General features: G+C 33.3%; 9 protein-coding genes and 1 tRNA gene. 7 read left to right on the top strand and 3 right to left on the bottom strand.

Annotated elements, in window-relative coordinates:
* Window positions 1-51 precede the first annotated feature (51 nt).
* Both N5E64_RS11690 and argH read right to left on the bottom strand, forming a co-directional pair.
* Window positions 52-270: a hypothetical protein gene (locus N5E64_RS11690; RefSeq protein ID WP_125349919.1), complete on the bottom strand. Its 219-nt coding sequence runs from the start codon at window positions 268-270 to the stop codon at window positions 52-54.
* A gap of 225 nt (window positions 271-495) precedes the next feature.
* A complete protein-coding gene (gene argH, locus N5E64_RS11685) occupies window positions 496-1,797 on the bottom strand; it encodes an argininosuccinate lyase (protein WP_280037676.1) in 1,302 nt (433 codons plus the stop codon).
* Window positions 1,798-2,515: 718 nt separating this feature from the next.
* Between argH and N5E64_RS11680 the strand changes: the two genes are divergently transcribed.
* Together N5E64_RS11680 and N5E64_RS11675 are read left to right on the top strand one after the other, a co-directional pair.
* Complete coding sequence (locus N5E64_RS11680) at window positions 2,516-5,278, top strand: bifunctional aconitate hydratase 2/2-methylisocitrate dehydratase (protein WP_280037675.1); 2,763 nt, start codon at window positions 2,516-2,518, stop codon at window positions 5,276-5,278.
* A gap of 204 nt (window positions 5,279-5,482) precedes the next feature.
* On the top strand, window positions 5,483-7,747 hold the full coding sequence (locus tag N5E64_RS11675; protein WP_125349916.1) for an aconitate hydratase: 2,265 nt from the start codon (window positions 5,483-5,485) through the stop codon (window positions 7,745-7,747).
* Between the two features lie 142 nt (window positions 7,748-7,889).
* Here N5E64_RS11675 and N5E64_RS11670 read toward each other — a convergent pair.
* Window positions 7,890-7,962, bottom strand: a tRNA-Phe gene (locus N5E64_RS11670).
* Window positions 7,963-8,209: 247 nt separating this feature from the next.
* On the opposite strand from N5E64_RS11670, the gene N5E64_RS11665 reads away from it, so the two are divergent.
* From N5E64_RS11665 to N5E64_RS11645, 5 genes are all read left to right on the top strand, one after another.
* Window positions 8,210-9,493 (top strand): OmpP1/FadL family transporter, encoded by a 1,284-nt coding sequence (locus N5E64_RS11665; protein ID WP_260392519.1) that lies wholly within the window; start codon window positions 8,210-8,212, stop codon window positions 9,491-9,493.
* Between the two features lie 17 nt (window positions 9,494-9,510).
* Window positions 9,511-10,095 (top strand): LPS export ABC transporter periplasmic protein LptC, encoded by a 585-nt coding sequence (gene lptC, locus N5E64_RS11660; protein WP_280037674.1) that lies wholly within the window; start codon window positions 9,511-9,513, stop codon window positions 10,093-10,095.
* A 114-nt stretch (window positions 10,096-10,209) separates the two neighbouring features.
* On the top strand, window positions 10,210-12,369 hold the full coding sequence (locus tag N5E64_RS11655) for a SurA N-terminal domain-containing protein (RefSeq protein ID WP_280037673.1): 2,160 nt from the start codon (window positions 10,210-10,212) through the stop codon (window positions 12,367-12,369).
* Window positions 12,370-12,511: 142 nt separating this feature from the next.
* Window positions 12,512-12,805 (top strand): type II toxin-antitoxin system HigB family toxin, encoded by a 294-nt coding sequence (locus tag N5E64_RS11650; protein ID WP_219034263.1) that lies wholly within the window; start codon window positions 12,512-12,514, stop codon window positions 12,803-12,805.
* A gap of 4 nt (window positions 12,806-12,809) precedes the next feature.
* Window positions 12,810-13,169: a type II toxin-antitoxin system HigA family antitoxin gene (locus N5E64_RS11645; RefSeq protein ID WP_125349912.1), complete on the top strand. Its 360-nt coding sequence runs from the start codon at window positions 12,810-12,812 to the stop codon at window positions 13,167-13,169.
* Window positions 13,170-13,190: the final 21 nt, after the last annotated feature.

The following is a 13,190-nucleotide window of genomic DNA, read 5'->3' as shown; positions in this document are numbered from 1 at the left end:
AAAATGCGCTCAACCTAGTTGAGCGCATTTATATTTTAGCTTCGCTATAAATTATTTAGCAACTGCTGTAGAATCTGCTGCTGGAGCTGCTACTGCTGCTGAATCAGCTACTGGAGCTGCTGCAGAGTCAACTACTGCTGAATCAACTACTGCTGTAGCTGAATCTGTAGCTGGTGCTTCTTCTACTGGTGCTTCTTCAGTTTTCTCTCCACAAGATACTGCTCCTAATGATAAAGCTGCTACTGCAACTACTGCGAAAAATTTTTTCATCTTTTTAAATTTTAATCGATTAATTTGATATGTCAAAGTTAGAATGATTTTGACCTGATATAATAAAAAATGATTGTAATTATTTTGTAAAACACTTTTTATTTTACAAAAAACAATATATCAATTATTTAAACGTTGAAATTTTCCGAAATTATAAAATTTATAGAACAAAAAAATCCTCAATTTCTATAAGTTTGAGGATGATTTTTGACTTATTACAAACGATTATTTTAAAACTTGTGCTTCTAATTTGAATTTTTCGATTTTATTTTGAATTAAATCCAATCTCAAATTATGAATACTTCCGATATGCGAAGTTTGAAATTCTTTGTGTGGTACATATGTTCCATTTTCTACAGATAAACCAACTTCTCTGTAAGCATCACGGAAAGGTGTTCCATTTTTAATCGCTTCATTAATATTTTCAACGGTATAAATAGGATCATATTTATCCTGATTCATATAGTTATCTTTAATCTGAAGTTGAGGAATCGCAAATGTTAAGATGTCAATAATATTATCAAATTGCATCATTGGTTCGAATAATATTTCTTTCAATATTTGATAATCACGGTGATATCCACTTGGAAGATTATTAATCGTCATCATAATATCATTCGGCAATGCCTGAATTCTATTGCAATGCGCACGAGTTAACTCAAAAACATCTGGGTTTTTCTTGTGTGGCATAATCGATGAGCCTGTTGTCATTTCGTTTGGCAACTTCACAAAAGCTAAATCTTGTGAATTGTATAAAACCAAATCGTATGACATTTTAGATAAAGTTCCACAAATCATTGCCAAAGCTGTCGCAACAGATTTTTCTGTTTTTCCACGAAGCATTTGTGCACCAACAGAAGAAACTAAGATTTCTGAAAAACCTAATTCTTGCGTTGTTTGTAAACGGTCAATTGGGAAACTTGTTCCGAAACCTGCACCTGAGCCCAAAGGATTTTGATCAGAAATTTTATATGCAGCCTCAAAAAAGTATAAATCCGTCAACAAACTTTCTGCATAAGCAGAAAACCACATTCCAAAACTACTTGGCATCGCCGCCTGAAAATGCGTATATCCTGGCAATTGATGATTCTTAAATTCATCTGCTTTTTGTAAGAAAATCTCAATTAAATTGACAATTTTCTCTGTTGTATGTTTTAAGTACTCTTTTTCAAAAAGTTGAATTGCAACCAAAACTTGATCATTTCGAGAACGCGCAACGTGAATTTTTTTTCCAGCATCGCCAGTTTTCTCAATTAAAAAAGCCTCAATTTTTGAATGTATATCTTCGTAATTTTCGTCGACTTCGAAATTATTTTCCGCAATCAGAACCAAAACTTCATCCAAAGCAATTTGCAAAGCATCATTTTCTTCATTGGTAATCAAACCTGTTTTTGCCAGCATATTTGCCTGCGCTTTCGACGCTAAAGCATCGTATTTTGCAAGATGAGCATCTAATTCTCTGTCTTTTCCAACAGTAAATTTTTCGATTTTATCATTAATGGTAAAACCTTTGTCCCAAAGTTTCATATCTATAATAATGAATTAAGGGCGCAAAGTTAGTAAAAAGTTGTATAATATCTCATTAAAGTTGTATAATTATTAATAATCATAAATATTTATTCATATTGAATATTTTTGATTGTTTTTTGAGAATGTTTAGACGATTGATAGCATTTCGAAAGATTGATTATTGAATGTTTATTAATATTTCGAAATAATTCAATTTCGTAAAAAAATGACCCAAAAATTATGGAGTTGATATTTTAAGAACCTTTTAATTTTTAACTTCTATTTATTTACGTTTAATACATTGTTAAAGTGAAATTTAGACCTTTTTTATAATAATTCTAAATTATTGAAATATAACTAAAATATATCATTCTTTGATGAAAAATCTTTACTATAAACGTAATTTTGTGTACCAATTTATAGCTAAACGCGTATTTGTTTAGATGATTGTTAATGTAAGTTTTAGAATAAAACTCTGACTCAAATGCTTATGTATGTTGAGTTTGTGTGAGTTAAATGATTAAAAATTACCCTTCGAAAAAATTACATACTTAGTTTGTATTCTGATAACAGTGGTTGCCTATGCCAAAAATGATTTTTAATGAAAATAATTTTTGCATAAGATGTGACGATACAGCGAAGTGTTATTATATAATTCATTTTGATTGGATGAAATCAGGTGTAAGTAGCTTGGTTTTAAACAATCTTTAATATTAAAAAGAAAAGATAGATAATTATGAGTCTTTACCAAGAGTATCTTAACGAGATTGAAGAAAGAAAAGGTCAAGGTTTACATCCAAAACCAATTGATGGTGCAGAATTACTAAGTGAAATCATTAATCAAATTAAAGATGTTAATAACGAATACCGCGAGGATTCTGTTAAATTCTTTATCTATAACACGTTGCCAGGAACAACTTCTGCTGCAGGTGTAAAAGCAAAATTTTTAAAAGAGATTATTCTAGGAGAAGCTACAGTTGCTGAAATTACACCAACATTTGCATTCGAATTGTTATCTCACATGAAAGGAGGACCATCTATCGAGGTTCTTTTGGACTTAGCTTTAGGAAATGATGAAGCAATTGCAAAACAAGCTGCTGAAGTTCTTAAAACACAAGTTTTCTTATACGATGCAGATACAGCTCGTTTAGGTGATGCTTTTAATGCAGGAAATACAATCGCAAAAGATATTTTAGAAAGTTATGCAAAAGCGGAGTTCTTTACTGAATTACCAGCTGTTGCTGAAGAAATTAAAGTGGTTACTTACATTGCTGCTGAAGGTGATATCTCTACGGATTTATTATCTCCAGGTAACCAAGCGCACTCTCGTTCTGATAGAGAATTGCACGGTCAATGTATGATTACGCCAGCTGCTCAAGCGGAAATTAAAGCGTTACAAGCGCAACATCCAGATGCTTCTGTGATGTTAATCGCTGAAAAAGGTACAATGGGTGTTGGTTCTTCTCGTATGTCAGGTGTTAACAACGTGGCTTTATGGACAGGAAAACAAGCATCGCCTTATGTTCCTTTCGTAAATATTGCACCAATTGTAGCAGGTACAAACGGAATTTCTCCTATTTTCTTAACTACAGTAGACGTTACTGGTGGTATCGGTATTGATTTACAAAACTGGGTTAAAAAAGTTGATGAAAACGGAAACGTTATACGTGACGTAAACGGTGATGTAGTTTTAGAACAAGTATATTCTGTTGCGACAGGTACAGTTTTAACGATCAATACAAAAACAAAAAAATTATACAATGGAGACCAAGAGTTAATTGATATTTCAAGATCATTGACTCCTCAAAAAATGGAATTTATCAAAGCGGGTGGTTCTTACGCAATCGTTTTTGGTAAAAAAATCCAAACATTTGCTGCTCAAACTTTAGGTATCGAAGCACCAACAGTTTTCGCTCCTTCAAAAGAGATTTCGAATGATGGGCAAGGTTTAACTGCTGTTGAAAAAATCTTCAATAACAATGCAGTTGGATCTACTCCAGGAAAAGTTTTATATGCAGGTTCTGACGTTCGTGTTAAAGTAAATATCGTAGGTTCACAAGATACTACAGGTTTAATGACTGCTCAAGAGTTAGAAGCTATGGCTGCTACAGTTATCGCTCCAACGGTTGACGGTGCATACCAATCAGGATGTCATACAGCTTCTGTTTGGGATAAAAAAGCGCAAGCAAATATTCCTAAATTGATGAAATTTATGAATGATTTCGGTGTAATTACAGCTCGTGACCCTAAAGGTGTTTATCATTCAATGACTGACGTTATCCACAAAGTATTAAATGATATTACTGTTGACGAGTGGGCTATCATTATTGGTGGTGACTCTCATACACGTATGTCTAAAGGTGTAGCTTTTGGTGCTGACTCTGGTACTGTGGCTTTAGCTTTAGCTACTGGTGAGGCTTCTATGCCAATTCCAGAATCTGTAAAAGTAACATTCAAAGGTGAGATGAAACCTCACATGGATTTCCGTGATGTGGTTCATGCTACACAATTACAAATGTTACAACAGTTTGATGGTGAAAACGTATTCCAAGGTCGTATTATTGAGGTTCACATCGGAACATTATTAGCAGACCAAGCGTTTACATTCACAGACTGGACGGCAGAAATGAAAGCAAAAGCATCTATCTGTATTTCTCAAGACGAAACATTAATCGAATCGTTAGAAATTGCAAAATCTCGTATCCAAATCATGATCGAGAAAGGAATGGATAACAAAAACCAAGTATTACAAGGATTAATTAACAAAGCTAACAAACGTATCGAAGAAATTAAATCGGGTGCTAAACCTGCTTTAACTCCAGATGTAAATGCTAAATATTATGCGGAAGTTGTAATTGACTTAGATATTATCGAAGAGCCAATGATTGCCGATCCAGACGTAAACAATGCTGACGTTTCTAAACGTTATACACACGACACCATCCGCGATTTAACTTACTATGGAGGTGATAAACACGTAGATTTAGGTTTCGTAGGTTCTTGTATGGTTCACAAAGACGATTTAAAAATCGTTTCTCAAATGTTACGTAACGTAGAAAAAGCGAATGGTAAAGTTGAGTTTAAAGCTCCTTTAGTTGTTGCTGCACCTACTTACAACATTATCGACGAATTGAAAGCGGAAGGTGATTGGGAAATGTTACAAAAATACTCAGGATTTGAGTTTAGCGATTTATTACCAAAATCTACTGCACGTACAGAATACGAAAACATTATGTACTTAGAGCGTCCTGGTTGTAACTTATGTATGGGTAACCAAGAAAAAGCAGCAAAAGGAGATACAGTAATGGCGACATCTACACGTTTATTCCAAGGTCGTGTGGTTGAAGACCGTGATGGTAAAAAAGGAGAATCTTTATTAGCATCAACTCCAGTAGTTGTTTTATCAGCGATTTTAGGACGTATTCCTTCTATCGAAGAGTACAAAACTGCAGTTGAAGGTATTAACTTAACAAAGTTTAAACCAATTTCAATGAACTAATTGTTTGTAGAAAATGATATAATAAAGGCTAACATTTCGGTGTTAGCCTTTTTTTGTGATAAATATATAATATTGCAAATAAATAAGTTAGAATTGTTTTAAATAAGATTATTAGCACGGTAAAGAGTTAGTAGTTTACAAATAATTCAGTATATTGGGGTATGTTTTTTGATAAATTAAAACCAATTAAATAAATCAATTATTATGGCATTTGATATAAATATGATTAAAGGCGTTTATGCAAAAATGCAAGAACGTGTAGATGCTGCGAAAGCCATCGTAGGTCGCCCTTTGACTTATTCAGAGAAAATTTTATATGCTCACTTGTTTGACGGAAAACCTACACAAGCGTATACAAGAGGAGAATCTTATGTAGATTTTGCGCCAGATCGTGTAGCAATGCAAGATGCAACTGCTCAAATGGCTTTGTTGCAATTTATGCAAGCTGGAAAAACCAAAACGGCTGTTCCTTCTACGGTTCACTGTGATCACTTGATTCAAGCTAAAGTTGGTGCAAAAACCGATCTACAAGAGGCAATCAATAAATCTTCAGAAGTATTTAATTTCTTAGAATCAGTTTCTAATAAATATGGAATTGGATTCTGGAAACCAGGAGCAGGAATTATTCACCAAGTAGTTTTAGAAAACTATGCATTTCCAGGAGGAATGATGATTGGTACCGATTCTCACACGCCAAATGCAGGTGGATTAGGAATGGTAGCAATTGGTGTTGGTGGTGCTGATGCTGTTGATGTAATGTCTGGAATGGCTTGGGAATTAAAAATGCCAAAATTAATCGGAGTTAAATTAACGGGTAAATTATCTGGTTGGGCTGCTCCAAAAGACGTTATTTTAGAAGTTGCTGGACGTTTAACTGTAAAAGGTGGAACAGGAGCAATTGTAGAGTATTTTGGAGAAGGAGCAGAGTCTTTATCTGCAACAGGTAAAGGAACAATTTGTAATATGGGTGCAGAAATTGGAGCAACAACTTCAATCTTCGCTTATGATGATGCTTCAGAAAGATATTTAAGAGCGACTGATCGTAATGATGTTGCTGATGCTGCAAATGCTCACAAATCTTATTTACGTTCTGATGATGAAGTTTATGCAAATCCAGAAAACTTCTATGATCAATTAATTGAAATTAACTTATCTGAATTAGAGCCTCGTTTGAATGGTCCTTTTACGCCAGATTTAATGACACCAGTTTCTAAAATGAAAGAAACTGCTGCAGCTAATGGTTGGCCTTTAGATGTAGAATGGGGATTAATAGGGTCTTGTACAAACTCTTCTTACGAAGATTTAACACGTGCAGCTTCGATTGCGCAACAAGCTTTAGATAAAGGTTTAGAAGTGAAATCATCTTTTGGAATTAATCCTGGTTCTGAGGTAGTTCGTTATACTGCGGATCGTGATGGTTTATTAAAAACTTTCGAGGATTTAGATGCGGTTATCTTTACAAATGCTTGTGGACCTTGTATTGGTCAATGGGATCGTGAAGGTGCGGATAAAGAAGAAAAAAATACAATCGTTCATTCATTCAACCGTAATTTCAAAAAACGTGCGGACGGAAATCCAAATACATATGCTTTCGTAACATCGCCTGAAATGGTTGCGGCGATTGCAATTTCTGGACGTTTAGATTTTAATCCATTAACAGATAAATTAATCAATAAATTTGGTGAAGAAGTAATGTTAGATGCTCCAAAAGGAGAGGAATTACCAACAAAAGGTTATGCTTATGAAGATAATGGATATCAAGCACCTGTAGAAGATGGTTCTCGTGTAGAAGTGATCGTAAATCCAAATTCTGAGCGTTTACAATTATTAGAAGGTTTCAAACCTTGGAATGGTGAAAATATTACTGGAGCTAAATTATTAATCAAAGCATTTGGTAAATGTACAACAGACCATATTTCTATGGCTGGACCTTGGTTACGTTTCCGTGGACACTTAGATAATATTTCGAATAACACGTTGATTGGTGCTGTAAATGCATTCAACCAAGAAACAAATTCAGTTAAAAATCAATTAACAGGAGAATACGGACCAGTTCCAGATACTGCACGTGCATATAAAGCGGCAGGTGTACCTTCTGTAATTGTTGGTGACGAAAACTATGGAGAAGGTTCTTCTCGTGAGCATGCGGCGATGCAACCACGTCATTTAGGAGCTGTTGCAGTTTTAGTACGTTCTTTTGCACGTATCCACGAAACAAATCTTAAAAAGCAAGGAATGTTAGCGTTGACATTTGCTGACAAAGCAGATTATGATAAAGTACAAGAAGATGATACAATCAACTTTATTGATTTAACGGAATTTGCGCCAGAAAAACCTTTAACAATCGAGTTTGTTCATGCAGATGGATCTAAAGATTTAGTTGTAGCAAATCATACATACAATACACAACAAATTGAATGGTTCAAAGCTGGTTCAGCATTAAATTTAATTAAAGCGCAACAAGCGTAATAATTATTTCAACATAAAAAGTAAAAGCCGATGTATTTCTACATCGGCTTTTTTTAATTGAAAATATTTTTTTAAGATATTATTAACATTTGAAATACTAAAACAAAAAAAACCTCAATCATTTGATTGAGGTTTTAAGCAGTGGTGCCTCCAGGAATCGAACCAGGGACACAAGGATTTTCAGTCCTTTGCTCTACCAACTGAGCTAAGGCACCGCCTTAATTGTGATGCAAATATAGAGCGAAAATCCGTTCTACCAAACATTATTTAAAATATTTTTTAGACGAAAAAGCTATCTTGTTCATTTACCGAGAAATAAATTTTAAAATATTTTTATCTTTGCAAAAAATGAGTGGTTTTAATATTTTAATAGAGATTTAACAACTCATTTTTGCAATCTAATTTTTACAATTCGCAACAAATCATCATATTTGCGTCTTAGAATTCTATTATACATTCATAATGAAGTGGATTATTTGTAGTTTATCACTATTTAGCGTGGTAACAATAAAAGCTCAGTCAATATCAGTTTCACCTTATTCGGCATACGGAGTAGGGGAGCAATTGTTTGATAATAATACTGAACAAGCTGGTATGGGCGGTATCTCAACGGTTCCTACGAATCCTTTTGGACAAAGTGCGAATTTTTCGAATCCTGCAGCAAACCAAAACTTGCGTATGACAACTTTCAATGCAAGTGGAAGTGGAACTAATTATAATTTCAAATCTGGAACAGATAAAGAAAATGCAGGTCGTTTCAATGTTTCTAATATTTCATTGGCTTTTCCAGTTGGTGAAAAAGGAAGTTTCGGAGTTGGTTTTCAACCTTACACAGCGTTGGGATATGATATTATGAATACTTCTGAGAAAAATAATATCAAACAAACTGTACAGATGAAAGGTGATGGAGGGTTAAATAGTCTTCATGCTTTTTATTCAAGAAATCTTTCAAAAGGATTTTCTTTAGGTTTGCGTGTTAATTATCTTTTCGGAGAGTTGCAACGTAACGAGATTTTAGCTGTAGATGGAGCAAGTTTAGCTGTAGATTATAGCGATAAATCGAACTATCGTGGTGCTCAATTTACGTTAGGATCTATGTATACGAAGAAAATTGGAAAAAATAACAATTTAAACATTGGTGCTACTTATACATTAGGAACTAAGTTAAGAACAGATGTGACAGATCTTACAACTTCTTACACATATATCGGAACAACACAATCTTCTGTAGATACAATTTCTATTATTAGAATTGATAATGGAAAAACTAAGATTCCACAACAATTTACTTTAGGAGCATCATATTCTAAAGATAATACGTGGTCGTTAGCTGTAGAAGCGAAATATAATAATTGGAAAGATTTCTCTCAACCATTAGAAGGTCAAAATACTACAATGTCTTCTGCAGTAGATTACAAAAACAATGTACGTTTGGCAGTTGGAGGATATTGGATTCCAGATTATAACAGTTACAAAAGTTATTTTAATCGTGTAACGTATCGCGCTGGGATGTATTATCAATCAGCTCAGTATTCTATTCACGGAACAGATATTGATGCTTATGGAGCAACTTTAGGTTTTGGATTTCCAATTGGAAAACAAAATGATGGCTCTATGATGAATATTTCGTTAGAGTACGGACAAAAAGGAAAAACAACAAACAACTTAATCAAAGAAAATTATTTAGGAGTTAAAGTTGGATTTGATATTAACGATATTTGGTTTAGAAAAAGAGTTATTGACTAATTTTGGACAAACAAAAATTGTATAAAAAAGCAAACGAAAAAGTTTTAATTAAACCGAGTATTGTATTTGGTCTGATTAGCGTTTTCGTTTTGCTTTTTTCTTGTAAAAAAGAACTTCCTCCTATCAGTAAAAAGAAGGTAGAATTCCCAACACGCACACTTATCAATGCAAATATTATCAACAAAGATTCTGGAAGAATTTCGGGTAATTTGCGTTCTCCTTTGATTGAAATATACGAAACGGTAGATTCTCCTTACACGATTTTTAGAAAAGGTTTAAACCTTGATTTTTATCAAAAAGGAAGCGTAAAACCAGGTTATTTTCAGGCAGATTGGGGAAGATTAAGTGATGTAACAGGAATCTACGAAGGTAGAGGAAATGTAATTATCGTAAATGAGAAAGGTGATTCGTTGAAAAGCGAGCAATTATTTTGGAATAAGAAAAATAAAACAGTTTATACATCGAAAGAAGTTTACTTAATTAGCAAGGAAGGCGATTCGTTAACAGCGAAAAACGGTTTGCAAGCTACTGACGATTTAGAAACCTATACTTTATTCAATAATCAAGGATTTAAGTATGTTGATGATAATCAAAAATTCTAAAGAGCGTTAAAAAAATTAACAAAAAAGCGCATACTTGTCGCTTCTTCTATTTTATTATTCAATGTATTGTCGTATTTTCGCCACCTATTATAGAAATAACATTAAAATAAAACAATGGCAGTTTTAGGAGAAATTCGTAAAAAAACTTGGCTGATCTTCGTGGTAATCGGAGTTGCAATGTTAGCTTTCGTTGCAGGAGATTTATTCGGAGAGAATTCAAAAATAAAACAATTATTTACTGGAGATCCGTCTGTAGTTGGTACAGTGAACGGAGAACCTATTGGTATTGCAGAATATCAGAGTGCGTACGATCAAACACAAAAGATGTACGAAAATCAAGGTCAAACTGCAACTCCAAATCAAATTGCTCAACAAACTTGGAACAGCTTAGTTAGTCAAAAAGTGTTGAAACAACATGCTGAAAAGTTAGGTTTAAAAGTTTCTGATGATGAATTTTGGAGCTATACAGCTCAAAACTTCGGAATGGCATCTGGTGCAGAAGCACAACAACAGATTGCTCAATTAGAAGCGAATGCGGCATCAAGTCCAGAAGCGCAACAACAATATAGAGCATGGTTGCAAACTGCTGAACAAATAAAATTACAGATTTTATCTCAAAAATATTTTGGTTATGTAATGGCTGGTACAGCGGTTACAGGTAAAGAAGCGGATATTCAACAAGGATACAATATTTCGAATGCAAATATTCAGTATGCATTTGTTGATTATGCAACTTTGGCTAAAAAATTAAATGTAAAAGTAACAGACGAAGAAATTTCTGCTTACGAAGCGAAATATCCAAAATTGTTCAAAGCAGAAGGTTTAGTAAAATTAAGTTACACTTATTTCCCTGCTGGAGCTTCGACTGCTGATGACGCTGTTGCTTTAGCAAACATCAAAAAGTATCTGTCAACTCAAATTGTTCATGACGAAGTAAACAATGTTACAGATACAATTGCAGCATTTGGTTCTGCAAAAAGTGATTCGGTTTATGTGACTCAAAATTCTGAGAAACCATTTATTCCAAATTATTTTACAAAAGCAGAATTGGAACAAGCTCAATTAGGACCAGAAGCTACAAACTTCTTGAAAACTGCTACAGTTGGACAAATTGGTGGACCTTTCAAAATTGGAAATACATACCAATTATACAAACTTTCGAAATCGAAAGAAGTAAAAGATTCTGTAAAATCTAGTCACATCTTAGTTTCTTATACAGGAAGTGCTGCTGGAAACGGAGTAAAACGTACAAAAGACGAAGCAAAAAAATTAGCTGAGCAAATTTTAGCTGAAGTAAAAGCTAATCCAGCTTCTTTTGGTGAAGTAGCTTCAACAAAATCTGATGATAAATCATCTGCTGTACAAAAAGGAAGCATTGGTTGGGTTGGAAAAAACAATCAATTAGATCAAACTTACAATGGATTTATTTTTACAAAACCAGTTGGAACAGTTGATTTGGTAGAATCTCAATTTGGGTTCCATATCATCAAAGTTGATGATGCGAAAAACAAAACAGCTTATCAAGTTGCAAACATTGTAAAAACAATTGAGCCTTCTAAAGCGACAACAGAAAAAGCATTTACAAATGCAAGAACATATGTTCAGAATGTTGAAGGAAAATCATTGAATGATTTCAAAAATACTGCGAAAAAAGGTGGTTATTTAAATAATACAACAGAAGGTATTGAGCGTTATGCTGCGATTGGTCAAGATATTCCAAACGATCAGGACGGAGATATCTTAAAATGGGCTTTTGGCAAGAAAACAGATAAAGGGGCAACAAACTTGTTTACATCTTCTACAGGAGATTACATCGTTGTTCATTTAGTTGAAAAATTTGACAAAGGTTTGGCGCATCCAAGTGTTGTTCGTCAATATGTAGAGCCAGTTTTGATGCACGAAAAAGTTGCTAAATTGGTTGACGAGCAAGTTGCGAATGGTGGATTGAATGCTTTTGCTTCTAAATTTGGAGCGAAAAAAGGAAATGCTACGGTTAACTTCTCTAATTCTAATTTAACTGGAATTGGTTTAGAGCCTAAAGTTGTAGGAGCTGCGTTTGGTGTAAAACCAAATCAATCTTCTAAAGCGATTGCAGGTAATGCTGGAGTTTTCTACATTATTCCTTCAAATCAACAAATTCAAAAGAATCAAAAAGGTTCAATGATTTTGGATAATTTAAACCGTCAATTACAAGGACGTTTCCAACAAACATTGTTACAATCATTGATTCAAGCTGCTGATGTGGTAGATAACCGTGACAGAGCTTTACGTTAAGATTTAAATTTCTTATAATAAAAAACGCCCAAACTAAAAGTTTGGGCGTTTTTTTTGATATATTTTTAAAACAGTTTTCGTAATTATAAACATAAATTTCCCATTTCGGGAAATAATTTATAACTTTATCAAAATAAAATAATTGAGAGTCATAGCTAGAAAAATATTACGAGAATTTTGGGAAAAACATTCTGATTGCGAACAGCAATTAAAATCGTGGTATCAAGAAGCTGAAAAAGGAACTTGGAAAAGTTTGAACGAATTGAAAAATGAATATCCAAGTGCAAGTATTTTAGAGGAAAATAGAGTTTGTTTTAACATAAAAGGAAATAATTATAGGTTAATTGTAAAAATTAATTTTAATTATCAAATGATGTGGATTCGATTTATAGGGACTCACGCTGAATATGATAAAATAGACGCAAATAAAATTTAAGATAATGAGATTAAAACCTATAAAAACAGAACAAGACTATCTTCAAGCTTTAAATAGACTTGAAGTGATTTTTGATGCAATTCCTGGATCTAATGAAGGAGATGAATTAGAAATTTTAGGCATTTTAATAGAAAAATACGAATCTGAAAATTTTCCAATTGAACTTCCAGATCCAATTGAAGCAATTAAATTTAGAATGGAACAACTTAATTATTCGCAAAATGATTTGGCTGAAATAATAGGTTTGAAAAGTAGAGCGAGTGAAATTTTAAATAGAAAGAGAAAGTTATCATTAGAAATGATTAGAAAACTGAATGAAAAACTTCATATTCCGTCAGAAGTTCTAATTCAAGCATATAAATAAAAATCTCCCAAGCTTAATAAG

This window comes from Empedobacter sp. GD03739 (genome assembly GCF_029843245.1).
In the GTDB taxonomy this organism is placed as follows: Bacteria; Bacteroidota; Bacteroidia; order Flavobacteriales; family Weeksellaceae; genus Empedobacter; species Empedobacter falsenii_B.
This window is presented reverse-complemented; position numbering and strand designations above follow the sequence as displayed.

Bases quoted from the DNA above. Each gene is read 5' to 3' on its own strand.
- N5E64_RS11690 (WP_125349919.1), bottom strand. From the start codon at position 270: ATGAAAAAATTTTTCGCAGTAGTTGCAGTAGCAGCTTTATCATTAGGA.
- argH (WP_280037676.1), bottom strand. From the start codon at position 1,797: ATGAAACTTTGGGACAAAGGTTTTACCATTAATGATAAAATCGAAAAA.
- N5E64_RS11680 (WP_280037675.1), top strand. From the start codon at position 2,516: ATGAGTCTTTACCAAGAGTATCTTAACGAGATTGAAGAAAGAAAAGGT.
- N5E64_RS11675 (WP_125349916.1), top strand. From the start codon at position 5,483: ATGGCATTTGATATAAATATGATTAAAGGCGTTTATGCAAAAATGCAA.
- N5E64_RS11665 (WP_260392519.1), top strand. From the start codon at position 8,210: ATGAAGTGGATTATTTGTAGTTTATCACTATTTAGCGTGGTAACAATA.
- N5E64_RS11655 (WP_280037673.1), top strand. From the start codon at position 10,210: ATGGCAGTTTTAGGAGAAATTCGTAAAAAAACTTGGCTGATCTTCGTG.
- N5E64_RS11645 (WP_125349912.1), top strand. From the start codon at position 12,810: ATGAGATTAAAACCTATAAAAACAGAACAAGACTATCTTCAAGCTTTA.